The sequence below is a fragment of the Flavitalea flava genome, assembly GCF_054461575.1.
The window spans coordinates 114519-135512 of sequence record NZ_JBTLQH010000016.1; the positions used below are offsets into that span (position 1 = coordinate 114519).

Sequence of the window (20994 nt, forward strand, 5' to 3'; positions counted from 1 at the left end):
TTTGCGTTTAGCCTTATGCTTGTACGTTAATACTCAATCATAATCTTCTCTCGAAGGTCTTTCCTTAAACCAATCTCCCTTGTTATAATAAAGGAACAAGGTGATGGCGAGACCGATCAATTCCGCCAGGGCCAGATATCTAAGGACCATGGCAGCGGGGTCTCTGATCAAAAAACTGATGACCAACATCAGCACGGCGGCGCATGCCATAACAACCACCACCGTCATGACGTTTTTTTTCTTATTCATAACATTCGGTTTAATCAACCTTTAGTTATTCATAGCGGCCGTCTGTCTGCATTCTTCAATGATCTGGTCCACCTTCTCTTTGGTCAGGTGTTCACGAAAATGTTTGCCCAATTGCATCATGGGCGCATACCCACAGGCGCCAAGGCATTCCACCGTCTTCAGGCTGAACATGCCGTCCGCCGTCGTCTCTCCCACTTTTATATTCAGTTTCTCTTTTATATATTCGATAATCTCATCGCAACCCCGCAGCATACATGGCCCGGTCTGGCAAACCTCGAACAAATAACGTCCTACCGGTTTCAGGTTGTACATGGAGTAGAAGGTCGCTACTTCATACACTTCGATCGGATCCAGCTTCAGTAAAGTCGCCACATAATCCATCGACTCCGGACTGAGCCAGTTTCCGAATTCTTCCTGCGCAATATGCAGGACAGGCAACAAAGCACTCTTCTGCTTACCGTCCGGATACCGGGCGATAATCTCTTCCACCTTCTTTAATTTCTCGTCTGAAAATTTGATCATATCTAAAAATGTGATATTTCCATTAATCGGCTTCCTTTCTTTGTTCAGCAATGTTGCGACGGTTCGTTCGAATTTAGCTCTTCTGTTCAGCGAATTCTTCAGTTCTAACTTCTCGCGGGCATTTCGGCCTTCTGCTCTTCGGAGTGCTTCCCCGGCCGCTAAAGCGGCCTTTTCAGCGACCCCTGAAGGGGCCGGGTTCCCCAGCTGTGCCCGGCTGCTGTGAACAGCAGCCTTTCCTCCCTCTCATGTCGGGCCTACGGCCAATCGCCCTCCGGGCGATTAGGCATCCATCTCCCCTGCAATCAGGTTCAGCGAACTCATCACGATCACCGCATCACTCAGCATCGCTCCCTTCGTCAATTCGGAATAGGCCTGGTAATAGATGAAACAGGGACGGCGGAAATGCAGGCGGTAAGGCGTGCGGCCTCCATCACTGATCAGGTAGAAGCCCAGTTCTCCATTGCCCCCCTCTACCGATTGGTAAACTTCTCCGGGAGGAATTTCCGTCTCACCCATTACGATCTTAAAATGCCAGATCAGGGCTTCCATCTTCGTATAAACATCCTTTTTCTCAGGCAGGTAATAAGCCGGAACATCCGCATGGAATATCTCCGCTTCCGCGCCTTTGAATTCCTTCACTTTCCGGTAAGCCTGTTCAATGATCCGCAGCGACTGCCACATCTCCTGGTTCCGCACCAGGAAACGATCATAACAATCCCCGGTTTTGCCTACGGGTATATCGAACTCAAAATCTTCGTAACTGGAATAAGGACTATGCACGCGGACATCATAATCTACACCTGCAGCTCTAAGGTTGGGCCCTGTAAAACCATAATTCAGCGCTCTTTCTGCTGCAATGGGGCCCGCACCAATGGTACGTTCCATGAATATGCGGTTACGGGTGAACAAGTTCTCGAACTCCTTCAGCACACCGGGATATTCAGCCAGGAACCTCTCCAGTTTTTCAAAGGCCGCATTGGTAAAATTGCGTTCAAAACCACCGATCCGGCCTATATTGGTCGTCAGCCGGGAACCGCAGATCTCCTCATAGATCTCATAGATCAGTTCGCGGTATTGCATCACATATAAGAAACCGGTAAAGGCACCGGAATCCACTCCAACCACGGAATTACAGATCAGATGATCCGAGATCCGGGCCAGCTCCATAATAATGACACGCAGGTAATCCACTCTTTTAGGCGTTTTCACCCCCAGCAATTTCTCGCAGGTCAGGTGCCAGCCCATGTTATTGATCGGAGAAGAACAGTAATTCAAACGGTCCGTCAGTGTCGTGATCTGGAAAAGCGGGCGACGTTCGGCAAGTTTTTCAAAAGCACGATGGATATATCCTACCGTTTGCTCGGCAGAGACGATCCGTTCGCCATCGAGTTCCAGGATATTCTGAAAAACCCCGTGCGTAGCCGGATGGGTTGGTCCCAGGTTCAAGGTAGACGTCGTCTTCTCGATACTTCCTTCCGGTAATTTTATATGATGCTCGGTACTCATTTTCTTTAGATTTTCGTCGTTTCATTCGACCAGTCCTGCTTCTGTCCTGCGGCTCCGGGAGTTCCGCTCGCCGGCATCGTCGGTTCATTATCCTTTCTGGGTGTTTCTACCGGACCCCTGTTGGCTGCTTCCGGTAAATGGCCCCGCCCAAACATAGCGTCATCTTTATCGATACGGGTCTGGTCTTCCAGGGGAAATTCCTTGCGCATAGGAAAATAATCCATTTCATCCACGTTCAATATGCGTTTCAGATTGGGATGGCCGACGAAATTGACCCCGTAAAAATCATAAGTTTCCCTCTCCATCCAGTTCGCCGAAGAATAAAGCTGGGTAGCCGTATAGACATCCGGCTTCGCCACGGGCGTAAACACCTTAAACCGGATCCGGATATTGTCCACCAGATTATGCAGGTGATACACAACAGCTATTTCCCGGCCCGCCTGATCGGGATAATGTACGGCACAGAGGTCCGTTAAAAACTGAAAACGCAACTCCTCATCGTCGAACAGGAATTGCATTACCTTCAGATTCAGATCTTTAGGCGCTTCGAAGGTCAAAAGATCGTAAGGCGCCGACCAACCTGTAAGCTGGTCTCCAAATTTACCGATCAATCGCTCTTTAATTGTTTCGTTGGTTAGTGCCATACCCTTTTAATGTTCCTGATGTGTTCCTTTTATATACTGTAATCCTGTATTTCCTTACTGGATTCCGTAACTATTCAACAATTGTTTGTACTGCTCACTGTTCCTTCTGCGCAGGCTTTCTTGTCCTACCAGGTCCTGGATTCGCATGAAGCCGTCCAGGATCGCCTCGGGCCGTGGAGGGCAACCGGGTACATAGACATCCACAGGAACGACCTGGTCGATCCCCTGTAATACGGAATAGGTATCAAAGATTCCACCGCTGGAAGCGCAGGCTCCTACAGCCATAACCCAACGGGGTTCTGCCATCTGCAGGTAAACCTGCTTGACGATCGGTCCCATCTTCTTGGCAATCGTTCCCATAACCATCAGCAAATCGCACTGCCGGGGAGAAAAACCAAGTCTTTCCGCTCCAAAACGGGCCAGATCATAGTGAGAAGCCATGGTAGCCATGAATTCGATTCCGCAACAAGAAGTGGCAAAAGGCATGGGCCAAAGGGAGTTTTTGCGGGCGAGTCCAACCACGCTGCTCATACTGGTGGCAAAAAAGCCTTCACCGGTATACCCTTCGGGCATATTGGCTAAACTGATATTGTCTTTTATATCAGCCTGGATGGGATGTATATTGAACCTAACCGGACGTGCCATATCTTATAATTTTAAAGTAAAATGAAGGAATAAACCAACCTCTTTTCCAATGGCAGCAGCAGTATTACTAACAATCGAGTGATAGGAGGGGTTCAGGCCTTACAATTTTAATACTAAATCCGAAAGCGAATAATAACGGTAAATCAACGTAAAACGCACTATTTAAACTGGAATCGCTAAAATTTATTGCTTTGTCTTTTTCCTGGCTTGGTTCCTCTTCGTAGGCAGGTAGGCTGCTAAAGCAGCCTCCGCACACGGGTCGCTAGCGACCTCCTAATCTTACAGAACTTCGGCGGAACGGCGTTCCTTGTTCCTCCTAGTTCGTACCCATCGCCTACGCTCGGGTACCCTTCGGGCGACTGACCTCCGGTCAGTCTTCCCAATTCAGGGCTCCTTTTTTAATGATATACAAAAAGCCGGTCAGGAAAAAACCAACGAACAATAATACTTCACCGAATCCCATCCACCCCAGTTCCCTGAAATTCACGGCATAGGGGTAGAAAAAGATAACTTCTACGTCGAACAGTACGAATAAGATAGCTACTAAAAAATATTTGATGGCCATCGGGTGGCGGGCATTGCCCACGCCTTCGATACCACTTTCAAAGTTTTGGAGTTTTTCCGCGGTTTTGCGGGTCGGGCCCAATAAGTGGGTCACTGCCAGGACCAGGACTACAAAGCCTATTGCGAACAAAAACTGGACACCGATAGGAAAATAACTATATGAATTACTTAGATTAGAATCAGCAAGGGTATTGGCCTGTAGTAGAAAAATGTCCATTTTTAAAGGATTACTTCGGGATATTTGGTCTGTTCAACGGTTCTTGGAGATCCACCAACAGTGAATTTCCAAGTAGCAAAAATAAGACAGCCACCGTAATTTCCAACTTATTCGAATTAAAATACCAAAAATAAAGCGGCGGGGCCAACACAATAAAACTTGTTGGCCCCGCCGCTTTCGTCTTTTGTCTCTTAAAATGCCTGGGCATTTTGGGGGACCGCAGATTATATCTGACTTTTACTTTTTAGTGGCTCCTGCTCCTCCAGCCGATTTTGGCTTAGCGGCGGGCTGTTTGGCCGGTGGCCTTTTCAGCATCTCCAGGAATTTTACTGCCGTTGCATTCGTGGGATCAACTTCCAAAACCTTCTCCAGGTATCCGATCGCCGTCTGTTTATCTTTCTTTATATCATTATAATATTGGGCGAGAAAGAAATAAGAGGAAGTGATCTGGGTCTTGTATTTAACAGAATCCGCGGTTCCCGCAACTTTTGCCGTCGAGTCCAGTCCGCGGGCCATCTGGGCCAGCTTATCATAAGCCTCTACCGCCAATCCCTGGGAATTGGTCGAATCATCCTGGGCTTGTTTGCTGCGTGCGCACCAGAGATAACCATAGATCTCGGTAGGGTATTTCGATTCATAGATACCGCAGAATACGCTATCGGCTGACTTGTAACTGGCAGCCTGGTAATAAGCGATCCCTAAATTATACAGATCCGTATTGACCGGGGACTTCAGGGTATTGTATAATTGTCCCTGCCAATAAGCAGAAGCCATCTTATTTCCTTTCTTTTTGAAAAGATCACTGGCTTCCTTGATGATGTCGATCTTTTCGGCCTGAGCTGTATCCTTAGAAAGAGCGGTCTGGTAATTCAGATTGACCAGGGAGTCATTTCCAGGGAATTTGGACAACAACTGGGCACGGAAGGAATAATCCTTTGGCAGGAATCCGTCGGGCTTTTGTTTGGTAAAGTATTGATCCAGGAAATCTTTTGCGCTTACGGAATCACCTTTGGAATCATAAGAATAAGCGATCAGCTTGTAATATTTGGGGGTAGCTGCATCTCCCAACTTAGCCAGATCAGCCTTCGCCTGGGTGATAGCTCCGTCAAAATCCTTACTTGCCCATTTGATACTGGCTCTTTCATAATCGTTTTCCGGGCTGGGGTCGGATACAGCCAGGTATTTGTCATAATAATCCTTGGCTTTGTTGATATCCCGGAAGAAATAGTAGAAATAGAGCTGATAAAAAGCCGGCGCATAATTAGGATCCAGCTGAGTAGCTTCTTCGAAAGCAGGAATGAAGTAATCCTTGTTATTCTGGGTCAGATAGATCATGCCGATCTTGAATTTGGCTGCTGCATTCTTTGAATCCAGGGTCAATGCCTTTTGATAGGACTGAACAGCACTTCCTCCGTCGATCATCTTACGGTAAGCATCGCCTAAGATCAGATAGGTATCTGCATTATTGAAATTCTTGACCTGGGTGGCAAGATTCAGTTTTTCAATCGCATAAGCGGCATCACCGCTTTTTGCTTCCACATTAGCCCATCCGATCGCATTAATAACATTCACGTCTTTGGACTTCGTAAGGGTGAGGGCCATTTCAAAACGTTGACGGCCATCTGCCGTTTTCCCTTGTTTTAGTTCGATATGTCCGATCCCTACCAGTAATAAAGGCGCATTGCCATTCGACTCGAGGGCCTTTTTGTACAAGGTTTCGGCACCGGCAGAATCCTTTTGCTGGATCAGGGTCTGCCCCTTCCAATAAACAGCATCGATGCTGTTGGGATTTGAGGCCAACGTCTTATCAAATGCATCAAGGGCGCTTTTATAGCGCTGATAATAATAAAATTTCTTTCCCTGCTCTACGGTCTGAGCAAATAATAAGTTACTAAGCCCTACCAATCCTGCCACCAGAAGGCTGTACCGAATCTTACTGTTCATGTGAGTTCGCTGTTTAAAGTTGTAAATGTATTAAATCTGGCTTAAAATATAAATCCTGAATTCCCTTATTAATTACGTTGTTTCTTCCATCCTTATCGGCCTGTTTTGCCTTATTTAACAGTATGTTTAGGCTAATCCTTTTTCGGTTCAGCGCTTCAATTATTTCGAGATTTGGATATTGCGTTCGTCAAAGGACATCTTCACCGGCCAGAGGTAGGCTCTTCTGAACAGCAGCTGCCCCCTCTCGAATTGCAGGAAATTAACAAAATTATTCCCGACTCCGCTATAATTCTCCTTTAATATATAATACAAACTCCGGACCAAGGGGTAACGCTTCAAGGCAATATTTGCCTGATAAGGCTTAACATAGGTCGGTCCGAGGCACCGGACACAGCGGACAGAGCCAATATTCACCTTTTTCAGGAAACCTAATTGCTGGGGATCATCCTGGTCGCCGATCCAATTTACCCCTATAAATCCTACAGCTTGTGGATTTGACGCCACATAATTGATGACCCCTTCGCTCGACCTGGCCGCCACCACATTTTTTCCTAAAGTTTTGCCTTTCAGGATCGAATCGATGGCATATCTGACCGTACTGGTCGCCGATAAGCCGTCCATAACCGCGAAATGCTGTTTGTAATTGCCTTCCAGCAGGGTCTCGATATCCTTTATTTCGAAAATCGAGTCTTTTGATTGATTATTAACGATCAGTGCTACGGCATCATAGGCTAATTCGCCCACAGCCGGTATAAGGTGGAAGGAATCAACATAGAATTTTTCCTCATCTTTGCTCAAAGCCCGGGTGACTATGACCATCCGCGTGCTATCCGTGGTCAGATCCCGGAAGCATTCTGCTTCCGGTTTGTATTCGGGAATGATCTTTACATCGGGAAAGGAGGATTCGAATACTTTGATTTGTGAGTCGATGACCGGCCGGAAAGATTCGTCCACGCTGATCCGGAGCGTCCCGGAAGTAGGTGTTTCCTTAGGTGTTTTGGAATTGGGACTGCTGCAGCCGCTTATTAACAAGGCGAACATTATGGGAGTGCTAATAACCGCTTTAGTTAATCGGTTGCATAACAACGAATTATTATCAGCTATCCATCTGTTTTTTTGCACTGTTGTACCAATAATATGCCTGAAAAAGTCTCGCATTAATCGAAATATTTTTTTTGATACCCACGATAAGCACGAAATCCCCCGTAAAGCAGGCAGAGACCGGAAAAGGCATAACGATAAAATTTATCTATCCCGAAATCGAATCCCAATTTTGGGGCAATCAGGAAGAAGACCCCAAAACCGAATATAATCAACCCCATCCCGTAATCGAGGATCGACCTTCGCTGCTCATATGCCTTCTTTCGCCTGTCCGGAGCCTCGTTTTGCATGTAACCAATAATTTTTGAATGGTCGGGCAAATTAAGAAAATAACGTTAAAAAGAACCAACCATATAAGACCAAATACTTATTAAATTCTAATTAATATCAGTATTTCAAAGGATTTCAGCAGGTTTGCAGGTGATTTTGGAAGGTTTCTCTAAGGTTTCAAGGGGTAAGATGCCAAACCAAGCCTCATTCCATAAAAACCGGTCTTGTCCGCTTGAACCTTGCGCCATGCGGCTTACTTTTGCCGACTATGCGTAATGGAAAAGAAGATACGCCTGCAGAAAAGCAACCCGTGGCCTCTGTTTTGATGGTCTGCCTGGGTAATATTTGCCGCAGTCCGTTGGCCGAAGGTATTCTCCGGCAGAAGGCTCAGCAGTCCGGCCTTAATTGGAAAGTAGATAGTGCCGGAACCAATGGATATCATATCGGGGAGCCACCGCATCCCCTTTCCCAAAAAGTAGCCTTACTGAATGGAATAGATATCAGCCATCAAAGAGCCCGTAAGTTCAAAGCGGACGATTTCCGGAATTTTGATAAGATCTATGCCATGGCCGGAGATGTCGTGAACGAAATGAAGCGGATAGCCGGAAAACAATACGATGCGTCCAGGGTTCATCTGATCATGAACGAGCTTTATCCCGGCCTCGATAAAGACGTTCCCGATCCCTGGTCCGGGCCGGAATCTGAATACCATGAGGTGTTTGAGATGTTGGATGAAGCCTGTGAGAAGATCGTGGAGCGGTATGCTGTGAAGAATACGCGTTGATGAATTTTGCAATTAACCTTTAACGGGCACCAGAAGGTGCCATACGGAACATATATATTATATGAGTAAAAAGCCATCTTTACCGCAAGGCACCAGGGATTTCGGGCCCGATGTGGTCCGCAAACGGAACTATATTTTTAACGCGATACGTAATACGTTTGAATTATTTGGCTTCCAACCCCTGGAAACACCAGCCATGGAACAATTGGATACCTTGATGGGCAAGTATGGGGATGAGGGAGATAAACTGATCTTTAAGATCCTGAATAACGGTCTGGGCGATCCGAAAAACATCGAAAAATCCAAGGCAGCTTTTGAACGTGCCTTACAGGGAAAAAATGATACAGGTTTAACCGAAAGAGCTTTGCGTTATGACCTCACAATTCCCTTTGCCCGTTATGTGGCCATGAATCATGGCGTATTGAGCTTCCCTTTCAAACGTTACCAGATGCAACCGGTATGGCGGGCCGATCGTCCGCAAAGGGGGCGGTACCGGGAGTTTTATCAATGTGATGCAGATGTGGTAGGCAGTGCTGCGTTAATAAATGAAGTGGAACTGGCAGCTATCTATGATACTGTTTTTAAAAATTTGGGATTGGGAATAGAGATCCGGATCAATAGCCGCAAAATTCTGGCTGCCCTGGCTGAGGTAAGTGGCGGAATGGATAAGATGACTGATATAACCGTTGCTATTGACAAGCTGGACAAGATCGGTCTGGAAAAGGTAAAGGAAGAATTGGGGCAGCGGGGTTTGAATGATAGTCAGATCGCGATCATAGAAAAATACCTGGCCATCGATGGAACGAATGAAGAGAAACTGGCTCAGGTAAAAGCTTTGTTCGCCGGGAATGCGACGGGGTTGAAAGGAATCGAAGAAACGGAATATATATTGAATTATACTCCCGCCAGCTCTCTATTGGTTGATCTCACCCTGGCCCGAGGGCTTAATTATTACACAGGAACGATCTTCGAAGTAAAAGCAAAAGGCGTTGCCATAGGCAGCATTGGAGGCGGGGGACGGTATGACGATCTTACCGGCACCTTTGGCGTACCAGGTATTCCCGGTGTCGGGATTTCATTTGGAGTGGACCGGATCTATGATGTATTGGAAGAACTGAAGTTGTTTCCTGAAGAGGTTCAGGCCGGGTCGCAGGTTTTATTTTTTAATCTGGGGGATGCGGAATCGCGCACTGCTTTTGGGCTGATGCATCAATTACGGGACAAAGGCATCCGCTGTGAGCTCTATCATGAAAATGCCAAATTCGACAAACAATTCAAATACGCAGAGAAAAAAAATATTGCTTTCGCAGTGATCCTGGGCAGTAAGGAATTGGCTGAAGGGACCTGCGTCGTAAAAGATCTAAAAAAAGGTTCGCAGGAGACGCTGACGCAGATGGCCCTGGTGGAATACTCTTTTTAAAATGCAGCCCAGCTATAATGATACGCAATCGTTTGTGTAGTGTTGGGAAAAGAAATTGCACCATATTACGCATATGAAAAAAGTGATTTTCTGGCTGGGTTTGTTCCCGGCAATTGGTTTATTTGGCCAAAACGCAAAAGTAAACTTATCCCGGATCCCCTCAGGTGGTACAAACCAGGATTGGCTGGTTCATCCAACGACCGCGAAAGCCAGAATTTATAAAAGTGCCGATGAAAAAGACATAACGTTCGATAATGGCCTGCTGAAACGCAGCTTCCGGTTGCGGCCCAATGTAGCCTGTATAGATTATCAGAACCTGTCCAATGGGCAACAATTGTTAAGGGCCATCAAACCGGAGGCCAGGGTCACTATCGATGGCCTGACATATAATATCGGAGGTTTGTACGGACAGACCGAAAATGCCTATGTATTACCTAAGTGGCTGGAAAAGCTCACTGCCCATGATAATGATTTCCAATTCGACTCTTATACTATGTCGGATTTGAAGCCATTTATAAATTGGAAGTCTGATTGCTGGATGCCGGAGGTAAACAAACAACCGGCCTCACCAACCCAATCAAAATCACCTGGATCGGCTAAAAGGGAATCATCAAAAGGAAAGACACTTGTATTCATCTATAAAAGTAAATTACCTGCCTTGAAGGATATCATCATTCGGGTAAATTATGAACTCTATGATGGTATTCCCCTGATCGTTAAATGGGTGTCAGTTGAGAACGGATCGGCACATACAGTTACGATCAATAAGATGGTCAATGAGGTGCTGGGATTGGTAGAAGAAGAAAGCGCGGTGGTCGGCACGCCCGAGCAAATGAAAAAACAACATGGCATTTATGTTGAGACCAATTACGCCTTTAATAACGCGATGCGTTATGATATCAGCGATCAGACCACCCATTGGAAAACTGATAGCATCTATACCTCACAGGTAAATTATGATTACGGTACACCCTGTATTCTGGAAGTCTGTCCGGAGAAAGTAACTGCCGTAGAATTGAAGGCAGGCGAACATTTTAATTCGGTTCGTACGCACGAATTATTAATGGACAGCTATGATCGGGAACGCAGGGGACTGGCTATACGCCAAATGTACCGGGTTGTCGCTCCCTGGACAATGGCCAATCCTATCTTTATGCACCTGGTCAGCCAAAACGATGCCCAGGTTACGACAGCCCTTGCGCAATGTGCCGCAACAGGATATGAGGCCGTCATTCTCAGTTTTGGCAGTCATTGCGATATGGAAGATACCAGTGCAGAAAATGTCGCCCGATGGAAGACTTTGGCAGACCAGGCTCATGCCAAAGGTATCCGGATTGGCGGTTATTCCCTGTTCAGTTCCAGGCAGATCAGCGATGTGGACGATGTGATAGATCCAGCGACAGGGCTTCCGGATAAAGCGGCATTTTTTGGGCATGCACCCTGCCTGGGTAGTAAATGGGGATTGACTTATCTGGATAAATTAAAATACTTTATCACCAAAACGGGTTTTGACATTTTTGAGAATGATGGCCCTTACCCCGGCGATGTTTGTGCTTCGACAAAGCACCCCGGCCACAAAGGTCTGGATGATTCCCAATGGCGCCAGATGGAACTGCAGAAGGGCATGTACCATTGGTGCGCGGAAAACGGAGTTTATGTGAATGCACCTGACTGGTATTTTTTAGATGGTACCAATAAGATTGCTCTCGGTTATCGGGAGGTAAATTTTTCTTTGCCCAGAGATCACCAAATGATTCTTAACCGACAGAATATTTATGATGGGTTATGGGAAAAGACGCCTTCCATGTCCTGGGGCTTTGTACCACTGACCAAATATCAGGGTGGAGGCCCGGAGGCCATGTTGGAGCCTTTGAATGAACACCTTAAGGATTACGAGCAATTGATGATGCAATATTATGGTTCGGGAGTACAAGCCTGTTACCGCGGACCGCGTCTCTTCGATACCGATCTTACCCGGGACCGGGTATCGGGGGTTATAAAATGGTATAAAACACACCGGAACATTTTGAATTCCGATATCCTTCATTTGCGTCGCGCAGATGGGAGGGATTGGGATGGCTGGATGCATATCAATCCTGCATTAAAGGAAAAGGGGCTGGTGATGTTGTTTAATCCGACTTCGGTGAAGATGGTCAAATCGATCACGCTGCCACTTTATTATACGGGTTTGGATAGGGTAGCTAAGGTACGGCAGTCCAATGGAGCGGTCAGTCAGTACTCGTTAGATAGGAATTATGCGATTACTGTATCGGTCGAGATTCCTGCGGAAGGGTTTGTGTGGATGATTATTGAATAGATCGCAGGATTTTATCAATAGCCATATCTGCTCTTAAATTCTACCAATTGTTTGTCATTGAGAATTTGAAAAAGGTAGGTACGGGTAGATTTATTGTGTTCTACAAAGGGGATATGGTTTTGATAAAACTGATCGAAGATCTGTCCCAGCTCGATAACATGCATTTTACTGGTTAAATAGAAACCACATTTTATAGTTTTGCCGTTGGCATCGAAACGCAATTGATTGGTCATGCCGTCGGAGGAGGTCCCGGAGATCATGGCTCCATCGTTCATATATCTTCCGTCATAGGCCTGGACGTCAAAATCCATATTGGTAACCTGGTTCAAAGGATAATATTGGCTGGCGATGGTAATGCCTGTTGCTGTTATCTGCAATTCTTCTTCGGAGAGGGCATAGTTGGTGACGTCACCCTTTGCCAGTATGGCACCTATGACAATCACGATGACTCCGATTCCAAAAGTTATGGCAATATGATCTTCCTGGCCAGGGATAAACACCATTAAAAGGGATAAAAAAGCAATGAAAAGGCCTGCGTAAGCAACGTAGGCTTTTTTATTTTTTCTGCCGACAACTAGTTTAGCGCGGAATTCCATTCCAGAGATTTGATGCAATTTAAGATTTAATTCCTTTCTTTCTTTTACCAACATAGTGCAATAAAATCTTATCTCAAAAACGATAAAAAAAGATATTTATTTTATCTTTTTCGTAAGGATTGGCTAAAAAGTACAAATACGGGAAATATCATCTCAAATGTTTCTAGTTTTAGGATTCCAGAATGATTCGATTAGAGCCAAGTTAATGAAATGAGTCTGCCACAAGTAAACTTTCAATTCCAAGGTGGTACGATTAAAATCTTGCGCTGGGCCTTGAACTTGCCATTGCTTTTGCCTTTCAATTCCAGTTTGGTTCGATTAAATCATAGCAATTCAATCATTAGATGGTGCGTCACTATCTACTTTCAATTCCAGTATGGTTCGATTAAAACTTAAACTTTACTTGTCCGATAACAGGAAAAGTAATCTTTCAATTCCAGTATGGTTCGATTAAAACCGTATCCAAACAACCTTCCCACGCTGTCTATATAGCTTTCAATTCCAGTATGGTTCGATTAAAACATTCAAGGTTGAGAACGGGTATATCGCGACAGCCGGCTTTCAATTCCAGTATGGTTCGATTAAAACGGCAGATATCATCCATTATCATTCACATCGACAGCCCTTTCAATTCCAGTATGGTTCGATTAAAACAAAGACAAAAAAGCCCAGGTTCTTCATTTACCTCCAACTTTCAATTCCAGTATGGTTCGATTAAAACTTGCCCAATATTTTGCCGGTGCTGCTCGTAAAAAGACTTTCAATTCCAGTATGGTTCGATTAAAACACCATCCCCTATGGGCCACTTTCTATGCGGTCTTATGCTTTCAATTCCAGTATGGTTCGATTAAAACAGGCGATAGAACTAAATATACTTTTCAGTATACCACCTTTCAATTCCAGTATGGTTCGATTAAAACCAATTAACGACAGCTGTAGGCTATTCAAATAATCTCTTTCAATTCCAGTATGGTTCGATTAAAACAAGGCTGATTAGATCAATCATTGAATTGATCATATTCTTTCAATTCCAGTATGGTTCGATTAAAACCTTCAGCTAAGGAATGTACCGCCTCCTTAGAATCGCTTTCAATTCCAGTATGGTTCGATTAAAACGCTATCCTGTTCATTCCTTGGGGATCAATCAGACTTCTTTCAATTCCAGTATGGTTCGATTAAAACTCTTTTGGGCCTCTAACATTATTTCATCATGATCCATCTTTCAATTCCAGTATGGTTCGATTAAAACTTAGTTATTCATAACTTAAAAAAGTACCCAGCTCTTCTTTCAATTCCAGTATGGTTCGATTAAAACAAAGTAGCCAAAGAATAAAAGCCTTCTCTATTTCGACTTTCAATTCCAGTATGGTTCGATTAAAACCAACAGGCGGAGGAAATGTTTTAAACCCTATATACAACTTTCAATTCCAGTATGGTTCGATTAAAACGCTTTTGCTGTAACCATTCGGTTGATGACAGTCCCGTGCGTATTACCAGGGTATTTATATTTGCATCATAATTACAAGCAGACGCTCTTTGACATACCACTAAAAATTGATGCACCGGCCGGCTTATACTACCTGGTTTTTGATAATTCAGCAGCCTTATACTCTTCCACATTAAGGCCCATCTTCTCAAGCTGCTTAATTAATTCATTGCAAAGAAGCTCCCTGAGCTGTAGCGTTTGTTCAAGCGAATGAATTTGGTCATTTAAGCATTTTATAAGATTATTCGCTATCTCATCCCTTTGTTTAGTTTCCGTCTTCAACTGCTTAAAGATATCATCTTGCCTCCCGCAGATTTTTAGTTGCTCCTCCCGCAAGTGATTGAGCTCCTTTAAGTTTTCATTCTCCTTTGTCAGTACTGTAATTAACAGGTCTTTATTGACATTATGCACTGCCGTAAATTTATCGGCAAGTTAAGCGTTCCCAACGCTACCAGCAAGCTGTTAGCCAACAATCTTTATGAGGCAATTGCAGTACTGGGAGTCCATTTGTGGGGTAAAAGGGCTTCGAGCTGATGAGCGGGACAATCGTGGATCCTGTCGTAAATATCGCAGAGGTATTCGTAGGGGTCTATATTATTCAGTTTGCAGGTTTCGAGTAAGGAAAAGTACAGCGCGGCTCGCCCGGCACCGTGTTCATTGCCGGCAAACAAGGAGTTTTTCCGGTAAAGGGTTACCGGACGAATGGCCCTTTCCACTCCATTGTTATCTAATAATAACCGGCCATCTTTCAGCAGTTCATACATCATGTGCCAGTGATTATCTGCAAACGTGATAGCTTTAGCGATAGGACTATCAGGCGGGAAGCTGTCACCGGATTTTTGTTCGGCAATCCAGCTGGTTAATTGATCCAATATGGGTTTAAGATGCTTTTGCCGTACTTCCTTCCGCTGCTCCGGTGTCAGCTGTTTTCTATCCGCAAAGCTTTCTATATCATAGATGATGCGGGTTTCATTCAGAAAATATTCAGCCACCACCTTATTATTGCTTACGGCTTTGATAAAGCCACGCCGGATATGCACCAGACAAGTGATTAATGTTACAACATCGTTATCATTAAAAGCACTTTTATAGCCAGCATACCCATCTGTTTGCAGTTTCCCCTTAAAATCCTTCAGCATTTCCATCGGCACTTCAGCGCCCCTGCTGGCATGGAACTCAAAAAGTACCATTTTTTTATCCGGCACCCTGACCACCCAAAAATAGCCGTTACTACATTTGCCCTTCCCCACATCGTTCACATATTTTAGATATACCTCGTCCATTTGTAAATAATCCTGCTGCTGGATGATTTTTTTCATCAGCTTCAGCAGGCGCTTTAATTTTCTATAGCAGATCTCCTCCCAATCATTGACCGTTGAGGCGGCGAAGCTGATGCCTAGCCTTTTTAACTTTTGCAACTGCCGGTAATAAGGCATATAGTATACGAACTTCTCAATATGAAACTGCGCTACCAGCCGGTTACTTACGGTGCCTTTTTCAATAATGCGGGGCAGTACTGCTTCTTTAAAGATTTCACCTTCTTTATTGATATATTTAAGATAATGCGTTTCCGTTTTCACAATGGTTCCCGGCTTGTAATCAAAAACGGTGACCACCTTTTTTCCGAAAGACTTCAGTCCTGTTTTATCACCCTCATAATCGACAACATGGGTAACGACTTCCAGCTTATCGCTCTTCCTGTTTCTCTTTCCGCGATGAACATGATGGTGCTTGATATGCCGGTTGGTCTTTTGTCCGGCTTGCTTCTCCTGCAGTTCCTGGGTGGCGGTGGTTCTGGCTCTGCTGGCGGCAATCACGGCTTCTATATCCTCCGTATCAAATACATTGCCCAGACTGGGTTGGGTAGTGGGAGTAATATCGCTGCTATAAGCTGTATAACGTTCGGACTTATGGCCGAAGAGCATCCGTTTAAATTCTTCGAGCTGCCAGCCATTTTTAATGCCCTCTTCCACCTTTTCGGTCATGTCATTTAGATGGCTTTTCATTTCATGGTTCCCGGTTTCCAGAACACTTATCCGTTCGTCCTTGGTCTTCGTTTGTTCCTGCATCTGCCAATAACTACTTTGCAAAGCAGTAAATTCCTGTTCTTTTAAGTACAGCCTGCGGAATACATCATTGATGATCTTGCCTAAGAAAATCCGCTCTTCGGTAAATGCGTCGTTGAGGTCAGCCTGTAGGAAAGCTGTTTGATGGGGAGTAGTAGAGAGGATATAATTATGATCGGCATTCACGATAGCAAATATACTATCGTAAATGCATAGTTGCATAAATTGATGTAATTATTTATGTATATCAAAATCGATCGTTGGTCCATGGATTAGACCGTTTTATTATATCGTTTGCGATATCTGATCTCAATACCTTCCAGGATTAGCATCAGATCCTTTTTTTCTATGACCATCGTCTGGCTGGCTGGGTCAAAAACGGGTGTTCCAAAACTACCCCGGGAAAGTCGCTTATAATAGATGGAAAACCCATCGCCTTCCCAAACGAGCAATTTCACCTGGTTTCGACGCTGATTGAAAAAGGCATAGATCGTTCCGCCTTTAAAGGGATCTTCTTTTATTTCATTGCATACTATCCCCGACAGGCCATTAAATCCCTGACGCATATTGGTGGCCCCGTTCCACAGCACCAGTCGGTAACCGGTTAGTGATAACATTATTTTATGAGTGTTTTAAGGTAGGCGGGTTCCACCCATTGATAGAAGGTGATACCGCGATAGGTGGCAAATACGGGTTCTGGCTGTTCCCCCGTATTGTCGAGGGGCACACTGACTGCAATAAATCCCCGCGGCTGATCTTTGACAGCATTTTTGGACCGGTATTTCTTTCGCCAGTTGTAAAAGGTTGCTTCTGATACCTGGTACTTTAAGGCAAATTCCTTAATGCTCATGCCACCCGACCGCTCAAAGTCGGCGAGCGCTTTCAGGATTTCTGATTCACTTCGGGGACCCCTTTGTTTGCGACTACCTGGGCTGTCAATAGACTGTTCCATACTTTGAACTATTTTCAGGGAACAAAGCTAGCTACTGCTGCCGATTATTTAAATATGTCGCAAACCGAATGGTTACCTTTTGCTGCACAATCTATTGCTTGTATGCAGGATCCTTTCAATTCCAGTATGGTTCGATTAAAACCTGCTGCCAGTGAAGCCCGACCATCCTGCAGTTTGCTTTCAATTCCAGTATGGTTCGATTAAAACCATACGATCCGGACGGAACAATAGCGTCTTGCACCCTTTCAATTCCAGTATGGTTCGATTAAAACACTTCCGCCAGCCCGGTTGCCGCTGTTACTAAGGACTTTCAATTCCAGTATGGTTCGATTAAAACTACAAAACCCTATGAATTGAAACCTTGCGTTAGTCACTTTCAATTCCAGTATGGTTCGATTAAAACAAGCCATACACTGACAAGCTGAACTATTTAAACGAACTTTCAATTCCAGTATGGTTCGATTAAAACTAATTGCTCCATTGCAAGGGCCATGATAAATAATTTCTTTCAATTCCAGTATGGTTCGATTAAAACCGTGCATAGATTTAAAGGGCAATTACTTCGTGTCCTACTTTCAATTCCAGTATGGTTCGATTAAAACCAAGCCTTGCAAAACTTTGTGAATAAGGTAAATAGCTTTCAATTCCAGTATGGTTCGATTAAAACCCGTGTCAGAGAGTCCCACCTGCGTAGTCGTTACAGTCTTTCAATTCCAGTATGGTTCGATTAAAACTGTTTCGGGTCCTTTTCCACCATCCGCAAGCCAATTCTTTCAATTCCAGTATGGTTCGATTAAAACATTATAGCCTTGACGTACAGCGGTCAGGTTTGGCAACTTTCAATTCCAGTATGGTTCGATTAAAACAAACCGTGTTTCAAAGCTGACTACCGGTAAGTCATCTTTCAATTCCAGTATGGTTCGATTAAAACGGCCAACATATAACCCTCACCCTCTACTTACGTTCTTTCAATTCCAGTATGGTTCGATTAAAACTGAGTTAGTACCTGGACTCGCTATACAGGCGCATAACTTTCAATTCCAGTATGGTTCGATTAAAACATAGTAGGTGACTTCCACCCATTGCCGGAAAGACAGCTTTCAATTCCAGTATGGTTCGATTAAAACTGTATGAGTTTCCCCTGCACCTATTTCGAAACTTCCTTTCAATTCCAGTATGGTTCGATTAAAACTACGTCTCTCCTTCATCGCACACCGCGTTTAACGCCTTTCAATTCCAGTATGGTTCGATTAAAACACTAAAAGAACAAGCCCCCCCTAAAGGCTTTATAACTTTCAATTCCAGTATGGTTCGATTAAAACTTTAGTTGATCCGCGAACAAATAGACCTTTTTATGCTTTCAATTCCAGTATGGTTCGATTAAAACTTTTCACATACGCCACCTATGATAGTTTATCAATCTTTCAATTCCAGTATGGTTCGATTAAAACGGGAAATTCTTAATCGTCAAGTCCTGATTCATAAATACTTTCAATTCCAGTATGGTTCGATTAAAACCATGACGGATCTAGCGCAGGAATTAGCCGCTGAAGCCCTTTCAATTCCAGTATGGTTCGATTAAAACAACTTAGTGTTATTTATAGCCGGATCTCAAAGAAACTTTCAATTCCAGTATGGTTCGATTAAAACTCGTTAAAACAAAACAAACAAAATATTAATTATCAAACAATTATACGATTCTTAAATAGTAAAAAGAAGCTAAAAAGTAGTCGATCTATAATTATATGATAAGCCCCAAGGATCGACGACTACCATAAATCCTGATATACAATATATTCTACTAATAAAAATTACCGATTTCTGAAAATCCAATGCCCCTTTGGAGAGATCGACGATTATTAACCAGGAAATAGGTTTTATAGAAAAAAGGGGGATGTATTTTAGATCAGATTATCTAATTTATTTTTCTCTCTCCCAATAACCTTTTTATCTAGCCATTTCTCCTGACGACTTTTGAATAATATAATACTATCTTTTTCAATATTCATTATTTCCTTGGCTTCAAAAATAAGTTCCTTCAATTTCACATCAGAAATGTCCCCCTCAAAAACACTATTTTGAATCCAGTTTAAATAACGCCTACATAATTTTAGCATTTTCCCAACTCTTTTTTGTTCAATGTCGTAAACCAGAATTACATACATACTATCACTTTATTACCACCAGGCCTTAAACGGCTTATAATCTTCAATTCCTAAAATATGCTTTGTTAGTTTATAACATTCAAGTTTCACAAGATGTTTGTAGCTAACATTTCTTCCCAATGATCGATGCTTAATTGTTTCATTTAGCTTTTCATCCCATGCCTTTACAACGATTTTGCGTCCGCTTTCCTTTAAAAGGCATCTGTTAACCTGGATATCAAAATCATTCTTTTGGATTTGTTTTTTATTAAATAAAGAAAAGATTAGCCGATCGACTAATATTGGTTTAAATATTTCCGCAATATCCAATGCCAGGGAATATCTCCTTTCACCTGGCTGATGCAAAAAACTAATTGTTGGATTAAGTTGCGTATGATAAAGCATGTCCAAGCATAGTATGTAACATAAGCTATTTAAAAAGGATATCATCGCATTTACTTCGTTGGAGGGAGGCTGTCTTGACCGTTCCCTCATCTCAAAATCATTAATAATAATTGGAAAAGCCTCATAATAACTTATCCGAATATTCCCCTCAATCCCCATAAGGGATTCAACATCAAGCGCTGAAGTAATAGATTCTTCCAAATTCTCTATTCGTTGCATCTGAGAGGTAGTATCCTTTTCCCGATTGCTATAATAGCGAAGGTTCTTAAGCATATTAAAAGAAGCGCCTTCAACAAATTTTTTAGCAATAGACATTCTCTTTTGAAGTGCATTATATGCTTTCACTTGAGCCACCAACATTTTACCAGCAAGCAAATAATCTTTTGGCATAAAAGAACCAGTATAATGCTCATGATAATCAAAAAAATGAACGCAAACCTGTTCTTTTCCGAGAAAATTATAGATTGAACTATTGCCATCCAAACTGCCAAAAATAAAAAGATTATCGACTCCTTCAATAGGGATATATTTAGGAACTCCCTCTTTTCCATCTTGATCCGTAGGTGTAAACTTGAGGGTATTGTCCTTTCGGCTAATGCGACCAGGATTGAAAAGATAATAAGATTTCTTCATCTCCGTAATATTAAATATAAAATTACTCGCTGGAATAACAAAAATCGTAGTATGAGCATTTTTTGCAAAATTTACAATCCAGTCTGGAAGGGCACCTTTCTGAATCGATGATTTGCTCAATTTTCTTCACTATATCCTCCAAATGATTTTCATCTTCCTCTGCAAGCGCAACATCTTTTATTTCACGCAATTTGGGATATTCTAAAACACCTCGAGCGCCTTCAATTCCGTTCCTTGACAGCAACCATATATAATATTTAACTTGCCATTCATGTGCAGCCTCCATGCTGTCAGTCTTCTTAACTTCATGAATGATCTTATTCACAGCATCATAATAATCAATTTTGCTTCCCCCAATAGAAATTTCCGAATATTTTCCTGGTCGTTGAAGGTAGCTGGTTTCATGAATAAGCTTGCCTTCTGCTACAATGTCGGAAGTGTGTTCCATAGTATATATCACTCCCCTAAAATCGGACCATCGGGTTAGTTAAAAAGAATTTCTTAATTTTAACTATCTCAAGATGAAAAA

The 20994-nt window shown here is 43.4% G+C and carries 20 protein-coding genes and 2 CRISPR repeat arrays; of the genes, 3 read left to right on the forward strand and 17 right to left on the reverse strand.

Going from position 1 to position 20994, the window contains the following annotated elements; genetic code table 11:
• Nucleotides 1-33 precede the first annotated feature (33 nt).
• The 9 genes from ACX0G9_RS15815 to ACX0G9_RS15855 all read right to left on the reverse strand — a co-directional run bounded on the left by ACX0G9_RS15815 (nucleotide 34) and on the right by ACX0G9_RS15855 (nucleotide 7682).
• Nucleotides 34-249, reverse strand: a complete 216-nt coding sequence (locus ACX0G9_RS15815) for a hypothetical protein (RefSeq protein WP_459065901.1) — start codon at nucleotides 247-249, stop codon at nucleotides 34-36.
• 21 nt (nucleotides 250-270) lie between these two features.
• On the reverse strand, nucleotides 271-771 hold the full coding sequence (locus ACX0G9_RS15820; protein WP_459065902.1) for an NADH-quinone oxidoreductase subunit NuoE family protein: 501 nt from the start codon (nucleotides 769-771) through the stop codon (nucleotides 271-273).
• Nucleotides 772-1050: 279 nt separating this feature from the next.
• Entirely contained in the window at nucleotides 1051-2277 is a 1227-nt protein-coding gene (locus tag ACX0G9_RS15825) for an NADH-quinone oxidoreductase subunit D (RefSeq protein WP_459065903.1), read from the reverse strand.
• Nucleotides 2278-2282: 5 nt separating this feature from the next.
• The gene (locus ACX0G9_RS15830) at nucleotides 2283-2921 is read right to left on the reverse strand and encodes an NADH-quinone oxidoreductase subunit C (RefSeq protein WP_459065904.1); all 639 of its coding nucleotides are present in this window, start codon (nucleotides 2919-2921) and stop codon (nucleotides 2283-2285) included.
• Nucleotides 2922-2975: 54 nt separating this feature from the next.
• Nucleotides 2976-3566, reverse strand: a complete 591-nt coding sequence (locus ACX0G9_RS15835) for an NADH-quinone oxidoreductase subunit B (protein ID WP_459065905.1) — start codon at nucleotides 3564-3566, stop codon at nucleotides 2976-2978.
• A 370-nt stretch (nucleotides 3567-3936) separates the two neighbouring features.
• Entirely contained in the window at nucleotides 3937-4347 is a 411-nt protein-coding gene (locus tag ACX0G9_RS15840; protein ID WP_459065906.1) for an NADH-quinone oxidoreductase subunit A, read from the reverse strand.
• 237 nt (nucleotides 4348-4584) lie between these two features.
• Entirely contained in the window at nucleotides 4585-6291 is a 1707-nt protein-coding gene (locus tag ACX0G9_RS15845) for a tetratricopeptide repeat protein (RefSeq protein WP_459065907.1), read from the reverse strand.
• A 159-nt stretch (nucleotides 6292-6450) separates the two neighbouring features.
• Nucleotides 6451-7332, reverse strand: a complete 882-nt coding sequence (locus ACX0G9_RS15850; RefSeq protein WP_459065908.1) for a PstS family phosphate ABC transporter substrate-binding protein — start codon at nucleotides 7330-7332, stop codon at nucleotides 6451-6453.
• 116 nt (nucleotides 7333-7448) lie between these two features.
• The gene (locus tag ACX0G9_RS15855) at nucleotides 7449-7682 is read right to left on the reverse strand and encodes a hypothetical protein (protein ID WP_459065909.1); all 234 of its coding nucleotides are present in this window, start codon (nucleotides 7680-7682) and stop codon (nucleotides 7449-7451) included.
• Nucleotides 7683-7930: 248 nt separating this feature from the next.
• Between ACX0G9_RS15855 and ACX0G9_RS15860 the strand changes: the two genes are divergently transcribed.
• The 3 genes from ACX0G9_RS15860 to ACX0G9_RS15870 all read left to right on the forward strand — a co-directional run bounded on the left by ACX0G9_RS15860 (nucleotide 7931) and on the right by ACX0G9_RS15870 (nucleotide 12183).
• Entirely contained in the window at nucleotides 7931-8446 is a 516-nt protein-coding gene (locus tag ACX0G9_RS15860) for a low molecular weight protein-tyrosine-phosphatase (RefSeq protein WP_459065910.1), read from the forward strand.
• A 61-nt stretch (nucleotides 8447-8507) separates the two neighbouring features.
• Complete coding sequence (hisS, locus tag ACX0G9_RS15865) at nucleotides 8508-9866, forward strand: histidine--tRNA ligase (protein WP_459065911.1); 1359 nt, start codon at nucleotides 8508-8510, stop codon at nucleotides 9864-9866.
• 73 nt (nucleotides 9867-9939) lie between these two features.
• The gene (locus ACX0G9_RS15870) at nucleotides 9940-12183 is read left to right on the forward strand and encodes an alpha-galactosidase (RefSeq protein WP_459065912.1); all 2244 of its coding nucleotides are present in this window, start codon (nucleotides 9940-9942) and stop codon (nucleotides 12181-12183) included.
• A 14-nt stretch (nucleotides 12184-12197) separates the two neighbouring features.
• Here the strand turns inward: ACX0G9_RS15870 and ACX0G9_RS15875 are convergent, their stop codons facing one another.
• The 8 genes from ACX0G9_RS15875 to ACX0G9_RS15910 form a co-directional block, all read right to left on the reverse strand.
• On the reverse strand, nucleotides 12198-12779 hold the full coding sequence (locus ACX0G9_RS15875; RefSeq protein WP_459065913.1) for a hypothetical protein: 582 nt from the start codon (nucleotides 12777-12779) through the stop codon (nucleotides 12198-12200).
• A gap of 230 nt (nucleotides 12780-13009) precedes the next feature.
• Nucleotides 13010-14227: a CRISPR direct-repeat array (repeat unit 30 nt; unit sequence CTTTCAATTCCAGTATGGTTCGATTAAAAC).
• Between the two features lie 128 nt (nucleotides 14228-14355).
• Nucleotides 14356-14676 carry a hypothetical protein gene (locus ACX0G9_RS15880; protein WP_459065914.1) on the reverse strand — a complete coding sequence of 107 codons (321 nt, stop codon included), beginning with the start codon at nucleotides 14674-14676 and terminating at the stop codon, nucleotides 14356-14358.
• Nucleotides 14677-14741: 65 nt separating this feature from the next.
• The gene (gene tnpC / locus ACX0G9_RS15885) at nucleotides 14742-16553 is read right to left on the reverse strand and encodes an IS66 family transposase (RefSeq protein ID WP_459065915.1); all 1812 of its coding nucleotides are present in this window, start codon (nucleotides 16551-16553) and stop codon (nucleotides 14742-14744) included.
• A gap of 50 nt (nucleotides 16554-16603) precedes the next feature.
• The gene (gene tnpB / locus ACX0G9_RS15890) at nucleotides 16604-16948 is read right to left on the reverse strand and encodes an IS66 family insertion sequence element accessory protein TnpB (protein ID WP_459065916.1); all 345 of its coding nucleotides are present in this window, start codon (nucleotides 16946-16948) and stop codon (nucleotides 16604-16606) included.
• Nucleotides 16948-17283 (reverse strand): IS66 family insertion sequence element accessory protein TnpA, encoded by a 336-nt coding sequence (gene tnpA / locus ACX0G9_RS15895; RefSeq protein ID WP_459065917.1) that lies wholly within the window; start codon nucleotides 17281-17283, stop codon nucleotides 16948-16950. Before tnpA ends, tnpB begins: the two co-directional genes overlap by 1 nt.
• A gap of 112 nt (nucleotides 17284-17395) precedes the next feature.
• Nucleotides 17396-18933: a CRISPR direct-repeat array (repeat unit 30 nt; unit sequence CTTTCAATTCCAGTATGGTTCGATTAAAAC).
• A 251-nt stretch (nucleotides 18934-19184) separates the two neighbouring features.
• Nucleotides 19185-19448: a CRISPR-associated endonuclease Cas2 gene (gene cas2, locus ACX0G9_RS15900; protein ID WP_459065918.1), complete on the reverse strand. Its 264-nt coding sequence runs from the start codon at nucleotides 19446-19448 to the stop codon at nucleotides 19185-19187.
• A gap of 12 nt (nucleotides 19449-19460) precedes the next feature.
• Entirely contained in the window at nucleotides 19461-20465 is a 1005-nt protein-coding gene (gene cas1b / locus ACX0G9_RS15905) for a type I-B CRISPR-associated endonuclease Cas1b (protein ID WP_459065919.1), read from the reverse strand.
• A gap of 22 nt (nucleotides 20466-20487) precedes the next feature.
• On the reverse strand, nucleotides 20488-20913 hold the full coding sequence (locus tag ACX0G9_RS15910; protein ID WP_459065920.1) for a CRISPR-associated protein Cas4: 426 nt from the start codon (nucleotides 20911-20913) through the stop codon (nucleotides 20488-20490).
• Nucleotides 20914-20994 lie beyond the last annotated feature (81 nt).